The organism is Mesorhizobium kowhaii (assembly GCF_042431665.1).
GTDB lineage: Bacteria > Pseudomonadota > Alphaproteobacteria > Rhizobiales > Rhizobiaceae > Mesorhizobium > Mesorhizobium kowhaii.
Genome location: NZ_JBHLYT010000176.1, coordinates 1 through 22581, shown reverse-complemented (window position 1 = coordinate 22581; position 22581 = coordinate 1). Strand labels below are relative to the sequence as shown.

23 protein-coding genes and 2 pseudogenes are annotated in these 22581 nt (G+C 61.7%); 10 read left to right on the top strand and 15 right to left on the bottom strand.

Annotated features, from left to right (window positions below):
• Positions 1 to 51 precede the first annotated feature (51 nt).
• The 4 genes from ACFFNA_RS37050 to ACFFNA_RS37035 are packed head-to-tail and all read left to right on the top strand — an operon-like array spanning position 52 to position 4356.
• Positions 52 to 1107, top strand: coding sequence for an ABC transporter permease (locus ACFFNA_RS37050; protein WP_111549269.1), 1056 nt, complete (start codon positions 52 to 54; stop codon positions 1105 to 1107).
• A 3-nt stretch (positions 1108 to 1110) separates the two neighbouring features.
• Entirely contained in the window at positions 1111 to 1905 is a 795-nt protein-coding gene (locus ACFFNA_RS37045; RefSeq protein WP_378925009.1) for an ATP-binding cassette domain-containing protein, read from the top strand.
• Positions 1902 to 2861, top strand: coding sequence for a cyclase family protein (locus tag ACFFNA_RS37040; RefSeq protein WP_378925007.1), 960 nt, complete (start codon positions 1902 to 1904; stop codon positions 2859 to 2861). Before ACFFNA_RS37045 ends, ACFFNA_RS37040 begins: the two co-directional genes overlap by 4 nt.
• A 13-nt stretch (positions 2862 to 2874) precedes the next feature.
• The gene (locus ACFFNA_RS37035; protein ID WP_378925005.1) at positions 2875 to 4356 is read left to right on the top strand and encodes an amidase; all 1482 of its coding nucleotides are present in this window, start codon (positions 2875 to 2877) and stop codon (positions 4354 to 4356) included.
• An 80-nt stretch (positions 4357 to 4436) separates the two neighbouring features.
• Here the strand turns inward: ACFFNA_RS37035 and ACFFNA_RS37030 are convergent, their stop codons facing one another.
• From ACFFNA_RS37030 to ACFFNA_RS37015, 4 genes are all read right to left on the bottom strand, one after another.
• Positions 4437 to 5708, bottom strand: coding sequence for an ROK family protein (locus tag ACFFNA_RS37030; RefSeq protein WP_378925003.1), 1272 nt, complete (start codon positions 5706 to 5708; stop codon positions 4437 to 4439).
• A 158-nt stretch (positions 5709 to 5866) separates the two neighbouring features.
• Complete coding sequence (locus tag ACFFNA_RS37025) at positions 5867 to 6295, bottom strand: GFA family protein (RefSeq protein WP_378925001.1); 429 nt, start codon at positions 6293 to 6295, stop codon at positions 5867 to 5869.
• Between the two features lie 95 nt (positions 6296 to 6390).
• Entirely contained in the window at positions 6391 to 6987 is a 597-nt protein-coding gene (locus ACFFNA_RS37020) for a glutathione S-transferase family protein (RefSeq protein ID WP_378924999.1), read from the bottom strand.
• Positions 6988 to 7431: 444 nt separating this feature from the next.
• The gene (locus ACFFNA_RS37015) at positions 7432 to 7833 is read right to left on the bottom strand and encodes a hypothetical protein (RefSeq protein WP_378924997.1); all 402 of its coding nucleotides are present in this window, start codon (positions 7831 to 7833) and stop codon (positions 7432 to 7434) included.
• Between the two features lie 180 nt (positions 7834 to 8013).
• Between ACFFNA_RS37015 and ACFFNA_RS37010 the strand changes: the two genes are divergently transcribed.
• Both ACFFNA_RS37010 and ACFFNA_RS37005 read left to right on the top strand, forming a co-directional pair.
• Entirely contained in the window at positions 8014 to 8310 is a 297-nt protein-coding gene (locus tag ACFFNA_RS37010; protein ID WP_111549261.1) for a hypothetical protein, read from the top strand.
• A gap of 161 nt (positions 8311 to 8471) precedes the next feature.
• Positions 8472 to 8783: a transcriptional regulator gene (locus tag ACFFNA_RS37005; protein WP_378924995.1), complete on the top strand. Its 312-nt coding sequence runs from the start codon at positions 8472 to 8474 to the stop codon at positions 8781 to 8783.
• A gap of 110 nt (positions 8784 to 8893) precedes the next feature.
• Here the strand turns inward: ACFFNA_RS37005 and ACFFNA_RS37000 are convergent, their stop codons facing one another.
• From ACFFNA_RS37000 to ACFFNA_RS36975, 6 genes and pseudogenes are all read right to left on the bottom strand, one after another.
• Positions 8894 to 9508, bottom strand: coding sequence for a LysE family translocator (locus ACFFNA_RS37000; protein ID WP_111549259.1), 615 nt, complete (start codon positions 9506 to 9508; stop codon positions 8894 to 8896).
• A gap of 103 nt (positions 9509 to 9611) precedes the next feature.
• A complete protein-coding gene (locus tag ACFFNA_RS36995) occupies positions 9612 to 10433 on the bottom strand; it encodes an EamA family transporter (RefSeq protein WP_378925563.1) in 822 nt (273 codons plus the stop codon).
• A gap of 17 nt (positions 10434 to 10450) precedes the next feature.
• Positions 10451 to 11026, bottom strand: a pseudogene (locus ACFFNA_RS36990) (TetR/AcrR family transcriptional regulator); the annotation flags it as partial.
• Positions 11027 to 11162: 136 nt separating this feature from the next.
• Positions 11163 to 11615 carry a hypothetical protein gene (locus ACFFNA_RS36985; RefSeq protein ID WP_111549257.1) on the bottom strand — a complete coding sequence of 151 codons (453 nt, stop codon included), beginning with the start codon at positions 11613 to 11615 and terminating at the stop codon, positions 11163 to 11165.
• Between the two features lie 234 nt (positions 11616 to 11849).
• A pseudogene (locus ACFFNA_RS36980) lies at positions 11850 to 12640 on the bottom strand (23S rRNA (adenine(2030)-N(6))-methyltransferase RlmJ).
• A gap of 53 nt (positions 12641 to 12693) precedes the next feature.
• Complete coding sequence (locus ACFFNA_RS36975) at positions 12694 to 13305, bottom strand: hypothetical protein (RefSeq protein ID WP_378924992.1); 612 nt, start codon at positions 13303 to 13305, stop codon at positions 12694 to 12696.
• A 765-nt stretch (positions 13306 to 14070) separates the two neighbouring features.
• Here ACFFNA_RS36975 and ACFFNA_RS36970 point away from each other — a divergent pair.
• Both ACFFNA_RS36970 and galE read left to right on the top strand, forming a co-directional pair.
• Positions 14071 to 15111 carry a UDP-glucuronic acid decarboxylase family protein gene (locus tag ACFFNA_RS36970; RefSeq protein ID WP_378924990.1) on the top strand — a complete coding sequence of 347 codons (1041 nt, stop codon included), beginning with the start codon at positions 14071 to 14073 and terminating at the stop codon, positions 15109 to 15111.
• Entirely contained in the window at positions 15108 to 16187 is a 1080-nt protein-coding gene (gene galE / locus ACFFNA_RS36965) for a UDP-glucose 4-epimerase GalE (protein WP_111549254.1), read from the top strand. Before ACFFNA_RS36970 ends, galE begins: the two co-directional genes overlap by 4 nt.
• Here the strand turns inward: galE and ACFFNA_RS36960 are convergent.
• From ACFFNA_RS36960 to ACFFNA_RS36950, 3 genes are all read right to left on the bottom strand, one after another.
• A complete protein-coding gene (locus ACFFNA_RS36960) occupies positions 16141 to 16545 on the bottom strand; it encodes a hypothetical protein (RefSeq protein ID WP_378924988.1) in 405 nt (134 codons plus the stop codon). The two genes, galE and ACFFNA_RS36960, sit on opposite strands and share 47 nt — an antisense overlap.
• Positions 16546 to 16906: 361 nt before the next feature.
• On the bottom strand, positions 16907 to 17419 hold the full coding sequence (locus tag ACFFNA_RS36955; RefSeq protein ID WP_378925561.1) for a DUF995 domain-containing protein: 513 nt from the start codon (positions 17417 to 17419) through the stop codon (positions 16907 to 16909).
• Between the two features lie 112 nt (positions 17420 to 17531).
• A complete protein-coding gene (locus tag ACFFNA_RS36950) occupies positions 17532 to 19412 on the bottom strand; it encodes a glycosyltransferase family 2 protein (protein ID WP_378924986.1) in 1881 nt (626 codons plus the stop codon).
• A 626-nt stretch (positions 19413 to 20038) separates the two neighbouring features.
• Here ACFFNA_RS36950 and ACFFNA_RS36945 point away from each other — a divergent pair.
• Together ACFFNA_RS36945 and ACFFNA_RS36940 are read left to right on the top strand one after the other, a co-directional pair.
• Positions 20039 to 20962 (top strand): glycoside hydrolase family 26 protein, encoded by a 924-nt coding sequence (locus ACFFNA_RS36945; protein WP_378924984.1) that lies wholly within the window; start codon positions 20039 to 20041, stop codon positions 20960 to 20962.
• Between the two features lie 59 nt (positions 20963 to 21021).
• Entirely contained in the window at positions 21022 to 21540 is a 519-nt protein-coding gene (locus ACFFNA_RS36940) for a DUF995 domain-containing protein (RefSeq protein ID WP_378924982.1), read from the top strand.
• 93 nt (positions 21541 to 21633) lie between these two features.
• On the opposite strand, the gene ACFFNA_RS36935 is transcribed toward ACFFNA_RS36940, so the two are convergent.
• Positions 21634 to 22278, bottom strand: coding sequence for an MAE_28990/MAE_18760 family HEPN-like nuclease (locus ACFFNA_RS36935; RefSeq protein ID WP_378924980.1), 645 nt, complete (start codon positions 22276 to 22278; stop codon positions 21634 to 21636).
• Positions 22275 to 22451 carry a hypothetical protein gene (locus tag ACFFNA_RS36930; RefSeq protein WP_378924978.1) on the bottom strand — a complete coding sequence of 59 codons (177 nt, stop codon included), beginning with the start codon at positions 22449 to 22451 and terminating at the stop codon, positions 22275 to 22277. The genes ACFFNA_RS36935 and ACFFNA_RS36930 overlap by 4 nt, the downstream gene beginning before the upstream one ends.
• Between the last annotated feature and the right edge of the window lie 130 nt (positions 22452 to 22581).

The following is a 22581-nucleotide window of genomic DNA, read 5'->3' as shown; positions in this document are numbered from 1 at the left end:
GGGTGCGGCCGGGCTTGCCCGGCGCACCGGTTACCCTTCATGAGAGTCACGATGTCCGCAGACCATTCCTTGTCCGAAACCTCCGCTCCGGCGGAGGCACCCAGCTCCTTGCCGTCAACGCTGGCCAGATATCCGTCGGCCAGTGCGCGCGACCGGCGCGCGCAGCTGATGCGCCTGCTCGGCACCTACGGCACCATCATCGTGCTGGCGTCGATGCTTGTGATCTTCTCGGCGCTGCAGCCCGCAACCTTCGCGACAATCGGAAATTTTCGCAACATCATCAATGACATGGCGATCGGCACCATTGTCGCCGCCGGCCTCACCGTGCCGCTCGTCGCCGGCGATTTCGACCTCAGCATCGGCTATGTCGCGAGTTTCTGCGGCCTGCTCGTGGTCGGGCTCCTGAGCAGCAGCGGGCTTTCGATCCCTCTCGCTATTGTCCTCGTCATCTGCCTTGGCACCATCATCGGCATCGTCAACGGCATCGTCGTTTCCAAGATCGGCGTAAATGCCTTCATTGCCACGCTTGGCACCGGGACAATCGTCGTCGGGCTGAACTACGCCTATTCGGGCGGCATTCCGCTGCAGCTCACCCAGTCGCGCCAATTCACCAACATCGCCATCGGCCGGATTGCAGGCGTGCCGCACCTCGTCATCATCATGGCCGTGGTGCTGGCGCTGTTGTGGGTGATCCTCAATCGCACGGTGCAGGGTCAGCACATCAAGGCCATCGGCGTCAGCCCGGAATCGGCGCGCCGCGCCGGCGTCGCCGTCGACCGCAGCCGCATCGTCGCCTTTGCCATCGCCAGCACCTGTGCTGCCATTGGCGGCGTGCTGATGGCCTCGAACCTCGGCTCCGGCCAAGTCACGGCGGGCGACAGCTTCATGCTGACCTCGTTCTCCGCGGCCTTCCTCGGCTCGGCAGCGCTGAGAGAAGGCCAGTTCCACATCCTTGGCACCTTGATCGGCGTGCTGACGGTCGCCGTCGGCAACAACGGTCTGGCCATGATCGGCGCGCCGATTTTCACCCAATTCCTGTTCACCGGCTGCCTGCTCGTCGTCGCCGTGGCGCTCGGCGGCATCGGCCGGCGCTACGGAAGGGGATAGGCCATGGCCCAGGCAACGCTGCTCAGCCTGCGCGATATCTGCCGAAGCTTCGGCGGCATCCAGGCGCTCGACAATGTTTCGCTTGAAATCGCCAAAGGCGACATCATCGGCCTGGTCGGCGACAACGGCGCCGGCAAGTCGACGCTGATCAAGATCCTCGCCGGTGCGCATGATCCAACCTCGGGCGACGTCATCCTCGAAGGGCGGCCGCAAAAACTGTCGCCGCCGGCCGAGGCGCAACGCCTCGGCATCGAGACAGTCTATCAGGATTTGTCGCTGATCGGCACCTTCACCGCGGCCGAGAACTTCTTCCTTGGCCGCGAACTCGCTCTTGGCCGCGGCCCCGCGCTGCTGCGCTGGATCCGCCGCAAATCGATGGGAGACACCGCGGTCAAAGGCCTCGATGAATTGCATATCGATATCCCCGGCGTGCGCTCAAAGACGGTCGAGCGCATGTCCGGCGGCCAGCGCCAGCTGGTGGCGATCGCGCGCGGCGCCTTCTGGGGCCACAAGCTGCTGCTGCTCGACGAACCGACGGCAGCGCTCGGCGTGCGCGAATCCCGCGAGGTGCTCGAGCTGATCAAACGACTGACCGCAAAAGGGCTGACCATCGTCATGGTCACCCACAATCTCGATCACCTCTGGCAGGTCTGCAACCGCGTGGTGGTGATGCGCCGGGGCCGCAAGGCCGCCGACCTGTTGAGTTCCGGCACCAATATGGAAGAGGTCGTCGCCTACATCACAGGCGCCAAGGCGCCGATGCAGACCCGCTCCCCCATCGGCGAGGCAAGCGCATGAGCGCGACCGACGCGATGACGCTAGGCCGGCTTCTGGCCGACGCGCCCAATCGCTGGAGCCATTGGGGCGCCGACGACGAGGTCGGCGCGCTCAACTACCTGACCGCCGAAGAGGTTAAGCGTGGCCTCGCCACGGTTCGCCACGGCCGCACTTTCACGCTCGGCGTGCCGATCGCGACGCATGAGGGCGACGCCGTGTTCCCCGGCCGCTGGCCTGCGAAGCATTTCATGGTCGCCGACAAGGCCGGATTCGAGAACGGCCACTGGCACCCTCTCCCCGGCGGCCTCGAATTCGCCGACGACTATGTCACCGGCTTCGCGCAGGCCGGAACGCATTGCGACGCGCTCGGCCACATGTGGTTCGACGACACGCTATGGAACGGCTTTGCGGCGTCCAGCACCAATGGCGGCATGACCAAGGCCGGCATCATGCCGATCGCCGAGCGCGGCATCGTCGGCCGCGGCGTGCTGCTCGACATCGCCCGCTTCCGCGGCAAGCCGGCGCTGGACCGTGCCGAGACCTTCACCCATCACGACCTGATGGAGTGCGCACGGGCACAAGGCGTCGAGATCCTGCCGCACAGCATCCTTCTCATCCGCACCGGCTGGGTCGGCGCGCTGGCGGCGGGACGCGAGAGCATCGGCGAAAATTATTGGGAGCCCGGGCTGACCTTCAGCCTCGATCTCGTGCGGTGGTTCGACGAGATGCAGATCCCGAGCCTGGTTACAGACACGCTGGCCAACGAAACCACCTACGAGCCAGGAAGCGGCCTGATGCTGGTGCTGCACGCCGCACTGATGCGCAATCTCGGCGTCGTCTTCACCGAAATGGCGTCGCTCGACGTCCTGGCCGCCGATTGCGCAGCGGATCGTCGCTACGAAGGTTTCTACTGTGCCAGCCCAGCCAAGGTCAGCAAGGGCACCGGCGGCTCGGCAAATCCAGTGTTCATCAAATAGACGGAATGGCTTCATGACTTCTGCAGACGACGCAACGCAGCTTTGTTTCCTGCCAGCCACGGAACTGGCCCAGCGCATCCGGCGCCGCGACCTGTCACCGGTCGAAGTGACCGAGGCGTATCTGCGCCGCATCGAGGCACGCAATCCGGTCGTCAACGCCTATACGCTGGTGCTCGGCGACGAAGCGATGGATGCCGCGCGCGTCGCCGAAAAGGAGGTGATGGCCGGCGTGCCGCTGGGGCCGCTGCATGGCGTGCCGGTCGGCATAAAGGATCTCGACGACGTCGCCGGCGTGCCGACATCGATGGCGTCGCGGGCGGTCAAGAACCAGGTGCCGAAAACCAGTGCGGCGGCGGTCGAACGCCTGTTGGATGCCGGCGCCATCGTGCTCGGCAAGACCAACACGCCGGAGTTCGGCCACAAGGGCATCACCGACAATCTGCGCTTCGGGCCGACCAGCACACCTTTCGCAATCGGCTACAATTCGGGTGGCTCGTCGGGCGGCAGTGCCGCAGCGGTTGCCGACGGCATGGCGGCGCTGGCGCAAGGTACCGATGGTGGCGGCTCGGTGCGCATCCCTGCTTCGTTCAGCGGCACTGTCGGCTTCAAGCCCTCCTTCGGCCGTATCCCTTCAGTGACGCGCCCCGACGGGTTCCTGTGGGGACATCCGCTCGTCCATATCGGGCCGCTGGCTCGCACCGTTGCCGATGCAGCGCTGATGACCAGCATCATGGCCGGGCCGCACAGCCGAGACCCGCTCAGCCTGCCGGACGATGGTGTCGACTATATCGGCGCCGCCGGTGGGCAGACACGTCCGCTGCGTGTCGCCTACAGCCCGCGCCTCGGTAATTTCCCCGTCGACCCGCAGGTCGCGAGCGTGACTGCGGCCGCGGTCGAAACCATGCGGGACAATGGCATTGCGGTCGATGAGGTCGAGCTCGATTTCAAGGCCGATCACAAGGAACTGGCGGCGCTTTGGGTGCGCACGATCTCGATCCACTATGCGGCGATCGCCGTGTATTGGAAACAGGAAGGCATCGACCTGATGGGCGAACACGCCGCGGTGCTCACTCCGCAATTCCTGGCCATGCTGGAGGGCGCCTACAAGGTGTCCGCCGTCGAGCACGCCCTCGACGGTCTGTTGCGCACCGGCGTCCATGACGGGCTCGAAAATGTGTTCGAGACCCATGACCTGATCGTCTCGCCGACGCTGGCCATTCCGCCTGTCAAGAATGCCACCGACGGCAACACGATCGGGCCGACCTCGATCAATGGCGAGGCGGTCGATCCGCTGATCGGCTGGTGCATGACCTACCCGATAAACTACACCGGCCACCCGGCGATCTCGGTCCCGGCGGGCCTGACCCCGCAGGGCCTGCCCGTCGGCCTGCAAATCATCGGGCGGCGGCATGCCGATGAAAGTGTGTTGGCCATGGCAGCGCAGTTCGAACGCATCCAGCCCTGGTTCCAGAACTATCCGGGGCTTGCGGGGTAGAGCGGTGCGCCAAAGCTGCTGATCTCCCCTTGCGGAGGAGATTGGCTCTCATCTCGGCTTTCGCCAATCTTCAAGGTCACCTAGATCGGGAGCTGCAGCAGCTCTGAGATCACCAGTCCGGCTGCCCCCAGAAGTGCCGCGCGATCGCCGGCGTCGCCGGCAATGAATTCGATCACGCCGCCCGGTCGCGAGGGAACCATGGCGCGAACATGGTCGGCGATCGCCGTGAGCAGACGATCGCCGCCGAGCACCACATCGCCATGCAGGATGAAGATGTTGGGCGCCACTGTCTGCTGCAGATTGGCGATGCCGACGGCAACGTTGCGGGCGTAGCGGTCGAGCAATTCGGCCGCGCCCGGCAAGCGGCGCGCCGCCATGTCGACAAGACGGGCCGAATCGATCAGGGCGGCTTCGGGCAAAGCCGCACGCGCGGCCTCGCGCCGCAACCAGCTCAGCGTGGCGATGGTGTCCCAGCAGCCGCGCCTGCCACAACGGCAGAGCTCGCCGTCGAGCTGCACGAAGGTGTGGCCGAGTTCGCCGCCGGCGCCAGCCGTGCCACGATAGAGATGGCCATCGAAGTAGAGTGCGCCACCCAGCACTTCGCCGGTGTAGACGACAGCGAACTGCCTGACGCCACGCCCGGCGCCAAACCAGCGGTCGCCGACCAGCAAGGCGCGCGGATGGTGGTCGAGTTTGACCGGCAGACCGAAACGCCGGCCGAGATCGTCGGCAAGCGGGTAGCGGTCGAGTGACGGCGCGAGGTTGACGGTAACGATCGAGCCGCGATCGGTATCGACCATGCCGCCGACGCCGACGCCAATACCGAAGGGCGTGCGCCGCGCCTTGGCCAGCGTATCGCCGACGCATTGCGCGATCGTTTCGATGATTGGCTGAACCGGCCCCCTGCCGTCGGGCAGCGCCATCTTGCGCTCCGACTCGATCTTGCCGTCGAGCGTCGCAACGCAGGCATGGACAGCGTCCGGCATCAGCAGGACGCCGCAGATCGGACGGGCATGAGGCGAAAACCACAGCGGCCGCGCCGGCTTGCCGCCGCCGGGATTGGCGGGGATGGGATCGCTTTCGACCAGCACCTGATCGTCGATCAGCGGCTGGACGATGCCGGAAATGGTGGTGCGGTTGACGCCGGCAAGGCGCGCCAGCTCGGCGCGGCTGGTCGGCCCGAGATCGAACAGGGCCTGCAATACACGCCCGCGATTGGTGGAGCCGACCATCGAGGAGGACAGCAGTGCCTTGCGCCCACGCCCCGCCCTTTCCGTGCCGGCACCATCGCCGGGCGGCGTGAACGCTGCGTTGCGTGCGCCGTTCGGGCTGTCGTCGTCGGTAATGTTCATCGCTGGGTTTTCACAGGGACATTCTCAAAAACCTTTCTAGCCCAGGAGCTTGCCGGTTTCGAGAACTTTGTGCGAGACGGCAACAAACTCGCCGAAAACTGTATGCCGGCCCTGCCCGCGCCAGCTTCGCTGCCGTCTCAGCGCCTCACCCGGGGACCTTAAAGTGTCTCGGCAGGTGGGTGGACCGACGGCTTTTGCTGGAAACCGTCATGGGTCGGAATCGACGGCAGCCGGTCGAGCCATTTCGCTCGCGAGCGCATGACGACCTGCGCATCCGGCCGATAGTCGTCCGGATCGGTCATCGTGGCGGCGTGAACATGAATCTCGGTGGGCCATTTGTCGGATCGGAAATACAGCCTTGAGCCGCAGGACGGGCAAAAACCGCGAAATGTGTTGGGGCTGCTCTCGTAATGCACGATGTCGCCGGTCCAGGTCAGATGCTCCGGCCTCATCCCCAGGAAGGCGGTGAAAGGGGCGGACGTGGCGCGCTGGCAATCGGCGCAGTGACAGACCAGATTGCGCGTGAGTTGCCCGGAATATGTCCAGGCGACCGCCCCGCACATGCAATGCCCCGCCAGAAATGCCATTTGCTTTCCTCCCGCGCGCGCCGATGCAATGCAATATAGGTTGCGCGATCACTCCGGCTTTCGCCAATCTCCAACCTCGAAGACCAACTCGTCGCTCACCCCGGCACCGCCGGCTTCAGCTCCGGGAACTTCTCATCAAAACGCGCCGCCCAGCGCGTGAGCCGGGCGCGGCCCTTTTCCCACTTTCCGGCAAAGCGCAGTGAGAGATAGCCAAGGCAGGCACGCAAGGCCATGTGGCCGGCGGTGATTTTCTTCGGCAGCTTTGGCGGGTTGGCGTTGAGCAGATCGAGCGCTGCCGTGATCTTCGCCCACTGTCGGTCGAGCCAGGGCTGATAGACCATCTCTTCGGGCCGCGTACGTCGTTCATAGACCATCGACAGCGCGCAGTCGCAAATGCCATCTGCCAACGCTTCCAGCACCTCCGCCTCGAGGCGCTTGTCGGGATTGCGCGGAAACAGCGCGTTCTTCGAAACACGGTTGAGGTGCTGGGTAATGGCGCGGCTGTCATGGATCGAGCGGCCGTCGTCGAGCACCAACACCGGGATCTTGCCGAGCGGGTTGGCCTCGATCAGCGCCGCCGGTTTGTCCTCGGTCTTGACCGGCACCGCCTCGATGGCAATGCCGGCATAGGCCGCGGCCATGCGCACCTTGGAGCTGTAGGGAGAAGAAGAAGCGTAGAGCAGTCTGGGCATGATCGGGTTCCTGTTTGCCGGCCGGCACTTTTGACCGGGAGCGGCTGCCCGGCAATGGCCAGGCAACAAAAAACCAAACGCCAGAAAGCGGAAGGTTTCCTGCCAATGACCATCGTGACCTGGTCACAGACGGATACACGATCCACACCGCGCAGAAAGACCGCGGCAGAGCGGAACATCCGATCTGCTTCTCAATCCCCGCAGCCCCGGCTTGGCGGCGGGGCATTCGTTTCACGACCAGGCGTGAAAGAAAAACAAACCACGCGAGCAAGCGAGGCAGCCTGTCCGGCGCCTCGCTTTGCTGCCCTGGCCCCCTTTTTCCGACGGTCTCGCGCATGGCCCGAAAACCAGTTTCGGTTTCCGGAATGATCATGCGCCGATCGCAAGTGTCAAAGCGTTCTCCGCGCATCCAGCAGGACACACAGCGCTCCAACTAGACCTGGTCTACTTCTTGGCCGGCGCCTTCGCCTTTGCCGGCGCTGCCTTGGCTTTGGCCTTGGGAGCCGCAGCTTTCTTCACGGCGGGCTTTGTTGCTGCCGCTGCCGCTTTCTTGGCCGGTGCTGCCTTGGCGGCCGGCTTTGCCGCGGCCTTCGCCGGCGCTGCCTTCTTGGCTGCGGGTTTCGCCGCTGCCTTGGCTGCCGGCTTCTTGGCCGGTGCTGCCTTGGCGGCCGGCTTTGCCGCGGCCTTCGCCGGCGCTGCCTTCTTCACTGCCGGTTTTGCCACGGCCTTGGCCGCTGCCGGCTTCTTGGCTGGTGCTGCTTTTGCCTTTGCCGGTGCTGCCTTCGGCTTGGCCGCAGGTGCTGCTTTCTTCACTGCTGCCGCGACCTTCGCCGTTACTGCTTTCACAGGTGCTTTCTTTGCCGGTGTCTTGGATGCCGGCGCCTTAGACGACTGCTTCGCCATGTCATGCCCCTTGCGTTACGCCGACGGCCGTGAATGACCTCGACGGGCAATGCATATCTGACTCGCGGCTCTCTAGCCAGCGAAGCAATAGACTGATTTTCGCAGTTTAAATTTTGGTTACCGATGGCACACGATCATGCCGATCATCGCAAAAATACGCTGCTGATCTTCGATCATTGCCAGCAGTTCACCGCCGACATTCTCCGCGCCCTGCGAGACCGACCGCGCCGTGAAGCTCTAAAGGTCAGCGAGCGGCATTGTGCATTGATCTTCGGCCGCGAACATCATCACCTGCTGCTTCATCGGTGCGATCATCTCGTGCAAGCGGACGATCTACACAGATCGCGCGAGCAATGCGATGACCGATCACCGCATCACCTTGTCAAGCATGATCCCATCGCCCGCTTGTCAGCGAATTGACAGATAACTCTACATCACAGAGTATTCTGCGGGAGATGCGGGAGTGCTTCGATGTCGATCGCACAAGGGCAAGCGGCGCTATCCGGGATCGTCGAGACGGCGCGCCATGGCAGCGGCCTCGTCGGTGACGGTGTCTGGCTTACCCGCACCGGAGCCGTTCGATGAGCGCCGACGAGATCATCCACCAGAGCACGCGACTCAGGATCATGGTCGCCCTGAACATGCTGGAAAGGCGCGAGGTGCTGGAATTCGCCCGGCTGAAGGTCATCGTGGGCGTCACCGACGGCAATCTCGGCGCGCATCTCGATACGCTGGCCAGGGCCGGCTATGTCGAAATCGAAAAGCTGTTCGTCGGCCGCCGGCCGCAGACACGTGTCAGGGCAACGACGAGCGGACGGCGAGCATTCCGCGCTCACGCCGCCTTTCTGCGCAAAATTCTCGATCAAGCCGAGGCGACGCTGCGCAGAAAATAGCGCCGCGATTGGGCGAAATCTCTCTATCTCTTGTTTTGACGCGATTCCCTAAGGGAAAGCGCTATGCGCTTTCCCCGGGAAGACCGTTTCGCACTTTTCCTGGAATTGCTCTAACGCGTGGCAACCACGGCGACGCCGGCGCCGATCATCACACCGCCCGCCGCACGGTTGACCCGGCGCACGATCTTCGGCGTGCGCAACAGGCTGCGGGCGCGGCCGGCGAGGATGACATGGCCGCCGATCACCACGACCTCGACAGCCAGGATCACCGTCATCAGCACACCGAGATGACCTGCGTTGAGCGACGCGCCGACCACGTTCGGCAGCAGCGCCACGTAGAACAGCGGCATTTTCGGATTGCCGAGGTTGAGCGCGATACCCGTGGCGAAGATCGTCAACAGCCCGCGCCGTCCGGAGATGGGTTGCAGTTGTGGCACCACGGGCACGGCAGTCCACAGCCTGATGCCCATCCAGATCAGATAGGCCGCTCCGCCATAACGAAGCACCGTCATCACGATTGCCATCTTGGCGGCGATGATCGACAGACCGAAGGCGGCGAGGACCAGGAAGATGAGAATGCCGACCACCGTGCCTGCGCCATAGGCAATGCCCGACGCGGCACCGCTGGAGATCGTACGGGCGACGATCGTCATGTTGTCCGGACCAGGACTGGCAGCGAACACGAAGAAGGCAGCCGTGAAGGCAAGGATGGTGGCAAGGTCCATGGAGGCTCCCGAAAGTGATCTGTTGCTCTCGGGCGTTCAAACTAGCCGATTTGCCTGTCGGCAACATCAGCAAATATCGGGCTCTGCGCGACGCGCATTTTCGTCACGGCTGATAGCCGAGGCAGATGGCGCCGAGCGCGACGATGGCGCAGGCGCCGACCCGCCGCGGCGTCAGCATCTCGCCGAGAAACAGGCGTCCGATGAAGGCAGCAAAGACGACGCTGGTTTCGCGGATCGCGGTGATGGGACCGGCCGGCCCGAGCGCGAAGGCCGCGACCACGACACCATAGGCCACAAGCGCGAACAAGCCGCCGCCCAAGGCCTTCCAGGTTTCCGGCGCCTGCAGGTCGACGATGAGCCGGCCACGGCAGGCGAGGAAGGTCGCCGGCAGCAATGCGCCGTAGATCACGAGAACCCAGGCAGTGTAGGCGCCGGCATTTCCCGACGTCCGAACGCCGATCGCATCGACCGTCGCATAGGCGGCGATGATCGCTCCCGTTGCCAGTGCGTAGAGTATCGATGTCGTGGCGGCCCTGCCTCGTCCGAGCGAAAGGCCCATGATGCCGCCGGCGACCAGCGCGACGCCGACGGTCTGCGGCAGGGTGAGCTGCTGGTTGGCCAGGAAATACCCGCCGAGCGTGACAAGCAGCGGCACGCTGCCGCGAACGATCGGATAGACCTGTCCCAGTTCGCCATATCTGTAGGCGGCCACCAGAAACACGCTGTAGCCGACCTGGAGGCAAGCCGAGAGGACGACATAGGGCCATGCCGGCGCGGCCGGAAGGGTGAGAAAGATGGCGAAGGGAATGGCGAGTGCGGTACTGGAAAAACTCATGACGGTGACGGTCCACAACCTGTCGGCCCCGGTGCGCAGGAAGGCGTTCCAGGTGGCGTGCAAGATCGCGGCAAACAGCGCGAGCCCGATGACCAACGGGCTCGTAGCGGCCTGCGCGAGGCAGCGACGATGTCCAGGGCGGCCTTGCGGGCGTCGCGAATGGCGGTGTCCGCCTGCCCCATCTGCGCCAGCAGGGTCGCGCCTTCGATCAGCATCAGCAGCACCGCAGCCACGCTCTCTGCGCGGCCACGCGGCATCTCCTCTTCGAGGATTGATCGCATGCGCCGCTTGAGGCTGTTCTTCTGCCTGGCGACAGCCTTGAACACCGGATGCTCCGGATCGCCAAACTCGGCCAGCGCATGCGCGAACAGGCAGCCATGGAAATCCGGGCTGCGGAACCAGCGCTCGTGCCAGTCGAAGATCTTCCTAATTTTCTGCTCGGGCGTGGCGACCTCTTCGGCGAGGCGGTCGAACTGGCGATCAAAACGCCTGGCGCGATAGTCGAGCACCTCGACGATCAGTTCGTCCTTGCTGGGAAAGTGACGGTACATCGTCATCTTGGCCACATCAGCCTCGGCGATGATCCGGTCGATGCCGGTGGCATGGAAACCGGCGCGCTTGAACAGCGCGTAAGCCGTTTCGACGACGTGCTGGCGTTTGTCGGAAGCAGGCGATGATGTCACGGCGCTTACCAAGTGGTGAGACAGGTCTGTCTCATAGTTATGCGACGGATCGCCTCTTCTGTCAACACAGCACAAAAAACCGCCTGCAGCCGATCGAGCCGCAGGCGCGAAAAGGGATCGGAACGGAAACCCGCGTTCAGCGCAGGACGCGGCAGCGGCCGTTGTAGACCATCCAGCGGTCGAAGCCCGAGACGCAGAATTCGACATTGTCGCCGATCGAGGCGAAGCCCTGGCCTTCCTCGATCAGGTACCAAATGGTGCGATCGCGGCCGTCGGACAGGCTGACGGTGGCGCCGCAGTAGCGGCGGCCGATCGGCCAAGTCTCGTTGGCCGCCAGATAACGATGCTGATGGATGCGCCGGAAATCGGTGATCTGTACGTCCGGCAGATGCGGTACGTGATGCACCTGATAGGAAAAGCGGCTGGTGATCTTGTTCAACACCCAGGCTTCGCCACAGACACCGCCATCGTCGTCGGAATAGACGCCAAGGTCGGCCGCCTGCACGGCCTGGGTAACGCCGAGAGGCACGGCAAGCGGAGTGCAGAGCGAAATCAGGGCAGCAAGTGCGGATTTGGCGAAGCGAGTCATGGCAGCCTCTCAAGGTCGATTGCGCTCACTGTGCGGATTCGCTTGGCGGCGGTCAAGCGGTTGCGGAAACAATGGTTTCCCAGTTCGGAACGCATTGGCCCAGGCCGAACTTGGACTCAAGAGGCGCAAGCTCTGGGTCGTTAAAGAGCCCGCCTTCCTGACCCCCTCCGGAATGCGGGCTTTTCGCACCTGCCGGCGTTCCATTGGGTCACTTCGATAGAGGCCGCTGCGGCATTACTCGCCGGATAGCCATTCCAGTGACCAGTGCGCCGGCTTTTCCACGGCGAGCACTCTGTGCAGAGCCGGCAGCAGCGTCCGCAGGTCGTCCTCCAGCGTGAATGGCGGGTTGACCACCAGCAGACCACTGCCGTCGAGGCTGGGTTCCGAAGAGGCGGGCCTGATCTCGAATTCTATGTCGAGCAGCTTCGGGATGCCGGATTGCTTGAGCGCCTTCCGGAAAGCGATGATCGCCTTGCGGTCCTTGATCGGATACCACAGCGCATAGATGCCGCCAGGCCAGCGCTTGTGCGCCCTTATGAGCCCGTCGACGAGGCGCTCGAACTCACCCGCTTCCTCGAATGGCGGATCGATGAGCACCAGGCCGCGCTTTTCCTTCGGCGGCAGATGCGCGCCGAGCGCCAGCCAGCCACGAGCTCGATGACACGCGTCTGGAAATCGCCGGCAAAGAGGGTTCTCAGTTTGCCTACATCCTTGGGGTGCAGCTCGATCGCCGACAGCCGATCCTGCTTGCGCATGAGATGACGCGCGATCAGCGGCGAGCCCGGATATTTCTGGATGCCGCCCTCGGGATTGAGCGACCGCACCGTCTCCAGATAAGGCGCGAGCAGTGCCGCCACCGGTGCGGCGAACGAGGCATCGATCAACCGGCCGATGCCGCCTTGCCACTCGCCGGTCTTCTGCGCCTCGACCGAGGACAGATCGTAGCTGCCTATGCCGGCATGGGTGTCAATGACGCGAAACGCCTTGTCCTTCTGCTTCAGATATTCGAGCAGTCGCGTCAGCACGACATGCTTGACGACATCAGCAAAATTTCCGGCGTGATAGGCGTGACGATAGTTCACGTGGAGCCCCTGCCCCAACGCGGCGGTGGCGGCTGCGAATTCGGATTTTCCGGCCGGCCGCCACGACTACGCAGGGAGAGCAAAAACCCGATCAAACCAATCGCCATCAGCGCGTAGCCGACCGGCCGCGCACGGCCGTCGATCTCGCCGACACCGGAGCGCAGGATCAGATCGACCGCGCGCATCGGGATGTCTTCGGCATCACCCGGACCGACGGTGAAGAGGTACGGACCGGGGCTGACGGCCGCGATCAGGCCCGCCTCATCGCGAAAAATCTTGTCGGGCAGTTGCGGGCTGGCCTGGCGCGGGTTGTCAGCATGGTTGAACTGCAGCGTCGAGGCGAGCACCGTGCGGCCATTGGTGGCGGCGGTCAGCGTCAGCACCGTGCGCTGCCGCGAAACGATACGCTCGGCCCTCGCGGTCAGATCGACCAGCACCCGCACCGGCGCGTCGCGGCTGGCCAGCGGCACCGTCAGCCGCTTGAAGCGGCCCTGCTCGTAGACGCGCCAGGTGCCGATCTCGTGGCCGGAGAAATTGCTCATCGCCCAGGGATAGATGACACCGATGCCGGTGCCGGCGAGCAGGATCAGGACAAACAGAAAGCGCATTCAGGATCACCAGAGGGTATCGTGACCTTGCCAATAGCGCTCCGACGATCAAAAGGCGATGGCCAGCGTTGGCCATCCTGCTTCCAGGGCTTTCGCTGCTTGCGCGCCTTGAGCAATGCGGCAGGGGCCGATGCGCGCCAGACGACTTGATAGGCTTCCGCCACAAGACCCAGGAGGTGGATCATGGGGTTGCGGGAGCAACCAGATTGGCGGCGCTGTTGGGCACGCACGCGACTCTACCTATGCGCGTTGAGTTGCGCCGCCGGCTCTTTCCTGACGCTCCTCGCTGTCAAGCTTTGGTTCTGCCCTGAAACAGCTTGCCGCATCCGATTGGATTTTTTTGTGACCTAACCAATGCGCTGATTCACAACGAGGATCTGCCCTGTACACCCTAGGTCCGGTCGCGAAGCCAACACCGGCGTCATGATTAACCATTCGCAAACAGCGATGGTTAAGGATTCGCTAATTTAGTTGACTAGGATTTCCACAGGTATATTTTTGATACGTTGGGATGTGCAATTTGGGCGAGCAATCGACGATGATGGCACCAAGCGTGTGATCGCGATTTCGGGGCGCAGAGAAGGCTGAACGGCAGCACACAGGTCGTGTAGTAGCACCAGCTCCGCGAACCCAGAGAACAGTTAACGCACATCAATGATGGCGATTCCGCAGATGCGGAGGGTTTGCCACGTTCTCAAGGACGTGGCCGGGCAATGCATTTGTCCCGGCCCCGTGCGGTAGCGTGCGCAGTGCGTGAGAGGAAGCATGAGTAAGCTCATCAAGGTTCTGAAACTGGAGCCCGGGAACAGTCAAAGGGGCGCCAATCAAAACCGAGGCCGCGCCCTGGTCGCCGGAGGTGCGGGATTTTTGGGATCGCATCTGTGTGAACGTCTTTTGCGGGACGGATATGACGTTGTCGCGCTGGACAATTTCCACACCGGCAAGAGATACAATCTCAATGCCCTTCTGCGTAATCCGAGATTCAGGTGCATCGAGCACGACATCGTCAATGCACTGCCATTGGGTCTTCAGTTCGATGAGATCTACAATCTCGCCTGCCCGGCCTCTCCGCCGCATTACCAGGAAGACCCGATCCATACCTTCAAGACAAACGTGCTTGGTTCACTGAACCTTCTGGAACTGGCGCGACAGAACAATGCCAAGATATTCCAGGCCTCGACGTCCGAAGTCTATGGCGACCCCTTCGTGCACCCACAGCCCGAGAGCTATTTCGGCAACGTCAATACGCACGGACCGCGATCCTGTTACGATGAGGGCAAGCGCTCGGCCGAAACCCTGTTCTTCGACTATTCGAGAACATATGGCCTCGATATCCGCGTCGCCCGCATTTTCAACACCTATGGCCGCCGCATGCAGCCCGATGATGGGCGCGTGGTTTCGAACTTCATCGTCCAGGCGCTGCGCGGCGAAGACCTGACCGTCTACGGCAGCGGCCTACAGACGCGTTCCTTCTGCTATGCCGACGACCTGATCGAGGGCTTTGTCCGGCTGATGAATGCGCCGAGTGCGCCCGCGCATCCGGTCAACCTCGGCAACCCCGGCGAATTCACCATCATGGAACTGGCGACACTGGTCGTCGGTTACACCAACTCCCGATCGAAGATCGTGCATCGGCCGCTGCCGGTCGACGATCCCAGACAGCGCAAGCCCGACATTTCCTTTGCCAGGAACAATCTCGGTTGGGAGCCGAAAATCAGCTTGAGCCAGGGGCTCGCGCATACTGTCGACTATTTTGACACCCTGCTCTACGGAAGCAAACTGGTCACAGGAGCCGCGGCGTCATGACTCGCCCGGCAATCCTGGTGACGGGTGGGGCCGGCTTCATCGGCAGCCACACCTGCAAGCAGTTGGCCGGCGCCGGCTATTTGCCGGTGGTTTTCGACAATCTGAGCCGCGGCAATGAGAAATCCGTCGGCTGGGGTCCGCTTGTCGTCGGTGATATCCGGGACCGGGATGCGCTGTCGGGGGCGATGAAGACGTACCGGCCGACGGCGGTCATCCACTTTGCGGCGCTGGCCTATGTCGGCGAGTCCGTTCGCGAGCCTGCCGAATATTATTCGACCAATGTCACGGGCACCATCGCGGTGCTCGATGCGGCGCGCGCGAACGCCATCGAGAACATCATCTTCTCCAGCAGCTGCGCAACTTACGGCGTGCCGGAGGCATTGCCCGTTCGCGAAACCTCCTCGCAGAATCCGATCAGCCCCTACGGGCGCACCAAGCTGATGGGCGAACAGATCATCGGCGACTATGCGTCCGCATACGGAATGAAATTTGCGATCCTGCGCTATTTCAACGCTTGCGGCGCCGATCCCGACGGCGAGCTCGGTGAGTGGCATTCGCCGGAAACACACCTGATTCCCAGGGTGCTCATGGCCGCATCAGGCATCATCGACGAGATCGAGGTTTTCGGCACGGACTACGACACATCGGACGGCACGTGCGTGCGGGATTATATCCACGTCAGCGATCTGGCCCGCGCCCATCTGAAGGCCCTGATGCATCTCGAGGGCGGCGGACAAAGCCTGGCGGTCAACCTCGGCACAGGGCGGGGCGTGTCCATCAAGGAGATTGTCCAGGCGGTCAGCCGAACGACGTCACGACCGGTTCCGGCCGTCTTCAGGACCCGGCGCCCCGGAGACCCGGCCGAGCTCTACGCCGATCCGGGAAGCGCACGCGAACATCTTGGCTTTGTGCCGGAGCTTTCCGACATCGACACGATCGTCAGGACGGCCGCCCCATTTTTTGGGCTGGAGACGAAGCCGATGAAACTACGGCCAACCAAGGCGGTAGCGCCTGTCGCGGCTCGATGGCTCAGGAATAACGCCGGCGGCAGCTCGCGCGTTGGCCAAATCCGCTAGGGCTGCAGATGTAAGGCGAACTCCCCAGGAACGGACCGCCATTGCCCGGATTGTAGGAGACCTTCACCGGCGCCGGCGTGCGGATTTTGACACGCGATGGCGATGCAAAAGCGTAAGCTCTTTCAGCCGTCCGCACTGTGACGCGGACCGGCTGGACCGCAGGCTCACTGCGAACCGAGTGGACCACAGGCTTGACGAGGATCGAATTGGTTTTGGTTGCATCCATACTCTGACAACCCGAAACCATGGCGATCACCATCGCAGCTGCAATAATACTTGCGTTATTTTTGATCGAGCGAAAGGCGCCCATTGCGGAATTTTTCATCATTTGTCCCCTGCCAAAGGCGAGTTGCGACATACTTTGCTTTCGTCGCTTTCACGCCGCGTAAGCGACCGCTCGCTACCACATACGCAGGAACATTAGACTTCACTTATTAATATTCATGAAAACCGAATGGTGAGCTTACCGTCTGGTCGTTCCGTCGGATCTTATTAGAATGCGATCAATCGGCAGTCGGCCCGTCGACGGCACTGGCCGGACCGCTTGAAGGTTGACAATAGGCGATTCGGCCATGCCTTGACAGGCACTCGACAGGAGCAGCCTGCTCTCAGAACAGAGATGGATCTGGGTTGTTTGCTCGACCTGTCAGGATGGGGGCCGGCGCGGGGTAGCGAAAATCACTGGCTGCGTCATGGCTCATGCCAGGCGGCAGTTCCGCTCAACCGCCGCTTTTGACTGGTGCCGGCTGCCCGCCGGGGCTGATCATCTGACGCATCTTTTCGAAGGTCGCTGCGGTCGCATCGCCGGATTTGAACTTGTCGTATTCCTGCGCGGGCTGCGCCGGCGACGCCTGGAAAACATACCAGGAACCGCTCGGATCCTTCATCTGGTATATCGTGCCGCCCAATCGGTGATGGCTGAAGCAGGTTCGCCCCTGCGTGCTGCCGGCAAGCGTCTTCCATTTTGCATCCATGCATAATTTGCCATTCTTGGTGACCAACCACCGGCCCTGGCCGATCGACGCATTGGCGCCGTCGGTCCAGGCGCGAAGTTGGCGCCCATCCTTGGCAAAATAGGCAGCGCCGTTTTCCCAGACCCATGTGCGGTCCGCATAGAGGTGAAACAGGTCCGCCGGGGTGAGCGGCGCGGCCGCGGTGACCGCCGACAAATCAACCTCTTCGGCGGTCGCGGCAGTTGGGCCGCTGACCAAGACCGGCTGCGCAACAATCATTGTCAATAGAAAGCAGCGGATCGACAGGATACCAACCACAGAAGTGATCCTCCAAATGACAACCGGCCAAAAGGCGGGACAAGGCCACCCAGCATACCATCCCTTCCGCCTGTCACCGACTCTCGTTCCAGCCAGGGTCGAAGTAGAAATTGCGGTCGCCGATCCCGCCCCGGCCGGCGCCGGAAACCGGATAGGCGATCCTAACGATGCGGATGCCACCGGCGCCCTGCTGCAGCCCATATATGCCTTCCAGTCCGCGGTCGTAAAATCCCGCGACCGGGACCGAGAGCGCAACGCAGGCGAGCGATGCCTGCCAGGCGAGTTTCACAACACTGGCTCGCAGCGAAATCCTGTTCTCGATGAGGTGCCTGGTGACGATCACAACCACAAGCAGCCCGTAGATCAGCGCATTGAATGCGGCGAGCCAGTAGAAGCCGGTGGCGTTCGAAGGGTGATCCACGAGAAGAACCGGCAAGGACGCACCTACCGCAAGCACCACATAGGGAACGATGACGCGGGCGGGCAGAAGGTCTTTGGGGCCGCTGCCCTTGGGAGTAACGCGGAAATCGACGAATGATTTGGTCAGATAGTCGCGGATCGACGACAGCGTGCCGGCGAGCACCCACGGCCAACGCGCGAAGAACAGGAACAACGTCCCTTCCCAGCTGAGCGTCTTGGCGGTGATCGGGCGCGAAAGGCCGAACGCCTTCAGCATCATCACCAGGAGAACCAGGGCAATCGAGTTTGGCGCGTAGTAGAAAAGGAAGTCGGCATACATCACGTTGGCGAAGTTCTGGCCCGAACAAAGCGCGTAGATCGGCATGATGTACATCAGCAGCGCAAATGTGGCGAACAGCGGATACCAAAGCTGGCAAAACAGGAACTGAAATTGCAACCGTCGCGGTAGTTTGGAAAGATAGCTGGGCGAGTATTCGAGCAAGATCGTCATCAGGCTCCGCGACCACTGGAATTCCTGCGTGACAAGATCAGCAAAGGTTTGCGGGCCATCGCCATGCGCTATGGCGTCGATGGCATGCACACCGCGCCATCCGGCCGCATTGATCAGCATCGACGTTGAATGGTCTTCGGCCAGTTCCGGGCCAAGACCACCCGCCTGCCTCAGCGCGGTGGTTCGCACGGCATAGTGCGAGCCGATGCAGAGCGGAGCCCCGCCGCCTGTATGGCCGGACTGCAGGGGCCCGTGGAACATCCCTTCCGGAAACAGTCTGCCGCGCGCCGACCAGCTGTCAGCGGCATTGTTGTCGCAAATGCTCGGCGCCGAGACGTAGCCAACCGAGCGATCGGCGAAGGGAAACAGGATTTCCCTGAGATAGGTCGGCGTCGGTACGTGGTCCGCATCCATCTGAGCGACGAAATCATAGCGCTCATAGCCATAGTGATCGTAGAAAAATGCCAGATTCCCCTCTTTGCAGCGCGTCCGGCGCGGCCACACCTTGCGATGATAATCTTCCCGGCCGCGCCGGGTCGAAATCATGACGTTGCGGGCCTTGCACCAGGCGATCGTCTCCTCGGATGGGTCCTCGTCTGCCAGCCAGGTATCGTGCGGATAATCCTGCGCCAGCATCGCTTCAAGCGTGCGCGCAACCACGGCAAACGGTTCGGACGGGGCCTTGGTGACCACCATCGCGACCCGCGAACGCTTCGGGATCGTGTGAAGCTTGGACGGCTTTTTCGACGCGTGCACGTTCAACAGGAAGTACAGCGGCATGAGCGTGAGCCATACCAGAATGAGTGTCGCGAATGCGTATGGCCCGACATGCTCGACATGCTCGGGCTTCAGCCACCAGAACCAGAAAAATCCGAGCGTGACGAACCAGAAGGCCAGGGCCAGTCTCAAGACCCATTGCTGGGTGGCCGACAGCACGGGCACCAGAAAGAGACCCTTCCGCGCAGTGGCGGCCAGACCCGTCTCAGATCGATGCGCGCGTCTGCTCGCATGGCCGATGATGCTTGCCTGAACGGAAGCACTCATACACTTACTCGCCGCCACTTTGGGCTTCCGCCGACAGATGGCTGAAAGCTCTCAAATCCCTGCGGTAGAATCAGCCCGCGCTTTCTTAGAGTCAACTAAATTAAGCATTCATTAACTATGATTCTTGAGATCTGGTTAACCTAACACCTTGAATCGGGAGGGGAATAACCGCCCCCCCGGCCGACCCCGCGATGACGAGCCGGCTAAATTTTCAGCGTTGGAAGTTTGCTGACGGGGTCGAGGCTGTTCAGTGGGGATCAGGCTCGAGAGCAGCGTTAACCATGTTGGGAATGACAGGGTTAAGCAACCGTTAATTGTACTTGACTCCTGGCCGCGACCGGCTCTTAATTTAGCTAGGGATGATATATCGGGATATTGACGCGAATTTGTGAGTATCGCGGCGAAACCTTCTCTCTGTGGCTCCTCGATGTCGGCGCTTTGAGAGATAGACAATAGTTGGGTGGGCCCTGTGCGAAGGTTCGCACGCCCGCCGATGGTCGCTCCGAAATCCCGCAGATTCCACCAATAGAGCCGATTGGTTTTGGGCAATCGCGTGTCGATCAAGCATCGACGCGCACGGGCGAAGCTTCAACTTCCGCAGGATGTTGAAGCCATGGGAGATTAATATGAAACACCCCGCAGCAAATGTACTTGCAATCGCGCTGGTATTGGGCGGAAGCGCGGCGTTCCCCACTGCGGGAGGCGCCGGCTCCGCAGCCGCGACGGACCCCGTTCAGACGAGCAGCGCAGCTTCGGCGTTCGGATCCTATGATCCCTACGGGGACTTCAGTGCCGACAAGAGTGCCAGCATCGAGGAGCTGTTCCTGCCCTGGGAAGACGTCGATCTGGCGAGCCTTCCCCTGGCCGACGCCTATGCCCTTCAGCGAAACCGGTCGCTGTTGATCACTGTCGAGCCGTGGACCTGGTCGAAAGACTGGCGCATCACCCCGGCCGAACTGCGCAACGGCATATTGAGCGGCAAATACGACGCCAACATGCAGGCAATCTGCGACCTGGTGGGGGCCATGAAGAGCCCTGTAACCATTCGCTGGGCGCAGGAAATGGAGGACACGAACGGCCGCTTCACCTGGGCCAACTGGGCTCCCAAGGACTGGATCGCCGCTTACAAGCGCGAGGTCGATATCTGCCGCAAGGCTGCCCCCGCCGCCAAATATATGTGGTCACCCAAGGGCCAAGAGGGTCTGGAAAAATATTACCCTGGCGACGACTACGTCGACGTCATCGGCCTGTCGGTGTTCGGCCTGCAGAAAAAGGACAATAACGAGACCGGTCATGACCGTACGTTCGCCGAGGCGCTGAAGCCCGGCTATGACCGCGTCGCGGGCTTCAACAAGCCGGTCGTGGTGGCGGAGCTCGGCTATGTCGGGAAGCAGGAATATGTTTCGCAATGGGAAATCGATTCCCGCAAGTCCTATTCGGAGTTTCCGGCCCTGACCTCGGTCGTCTATTTCAACCAGAAGGAAGTGTGGCCGTGGTTGGGTGATTATGGGCTGCCCGATTGGAGGGTTACCCAGCATATCTTGCCCTAGGGGGTGCTGCATCGGGTGTGGTGCAAATTGGGCGTGGCGTAAAATAGTGGGGTAGAGTTGTGAAACGAGTACTGGGGAATTGTATCGGAACGGCGCTTGCCTGTTCCATTGGTGTCTTTGCCTTTCAGCTTCCCGCGACAGCCAAGACGGCAGCGCAAGTCGCCGAACTGGCCAGGCAGGCCGAGGCGGTGCCCGATGAGGGTATCTACCAGATGTACCAGAACCGTTCGTGGCTCTGGGGTAGAAACGGCGCTGGATATTTTGCTGTGCAGCGCCGTCAATTCAGCGCCTGGACCTCGGACAAAGGCAAGCCGGGCTACGGTGACGGCACCTGGTTCATCCCTGGAGGTGGCAAGCTCTGCTTCCGCGCCAAATGGCACGGAGCAGGAGGCGACGCCGACGCCCTCACCTGTTTCGAGCATCGCCAGGCCGGCAGGGCGATTTACCAGCGCAAGATTCCGGATGGCGACTGGTACGTTTTCAGGAATTCGCATCGCAGTCTGGCGGACGAGTTCCTGAAAATAAAATATGGCGATTACGTCACAGTGCAACAGAACCGGATCAAGGCAAATCCGTAGACAGTGTCATCTGCGACAAGCCGATAATGGCGTCGCCATAGCGGCCGCCGATGGTCTTCATGTCGAGCGGTGCGCCACAGGCCCCGGCGTCGGCTAAGCTGCATACTCCTTTAGGTATACCTTGTTCTCGAGAAGAGTTCTAAAATGCTGCATCAGCGAAAGTATATCTGAAACCAACCCATCTATTTCGTCCTCTTTGATGAATTCCTGCTGGCCATGTGCGATCGCATTCCGGCGTCTCAGAACAATTTGGTCCAAGAAAATTCGATTTGACTCGAAATACGACTGATCTAATGCACAAATTAGGCAAATTTCCTTGATAACGTCGGTATTCAGATTCGACTTCGTATCGATAAGCGAAGGATTGACGTAACGGAATGTGCCGTCCGTTCCGTCCAGAATATCATTTACAATTTTGCAGCGCGCCTCAACGCTAGCTCGGCTGCGATGTAAGGCATCCAGCCGACTTAGAAACGCATTTACGTATATCTGTCGCTCCAATGCCGTGTACGGCTGCTTGCGAATTGAAAGATATTCAAAGTATCGGTTGGCACACAGCCGGACATAACCCTCCCAGTGAGCATAAATCATAGTGATTATTGCGCCGAGCATTACAGGTTTCGCTGCCGTATCCGCGGCCTTCACGACCGCCTTCATGTCGGACAACTCTCGTCGACGCCAAATCAAATCCTCATCAAAGAGATCTGAAAGATCCTGTTCTGAATAGGGCTTGCTCATACTGCAAACCAAGCCGTTCCGAAGGGAATCGTCCTCTGGATACGGACAGTTCCCCGCAGACCGGCGACAAAGAAATTGTCGATATCGGGGTTCTGCCAGAATTCAATTATCCGCTGGCGAATGAACTCCACTGGATCATCTTTCGCCTGAATATGGGCGATATTCTTGGCCACTCCGATGGCGATGCACTCGTAGGCGGCTAGCCCGTCTTATTCATGAGCGCGATTGCGCGTTTGCCGCCAGCGAGCCGGCGCGGATGGTTGAGGCGGCTTTTTCACCGCGACTTGGGCTGGACTTGTTGAA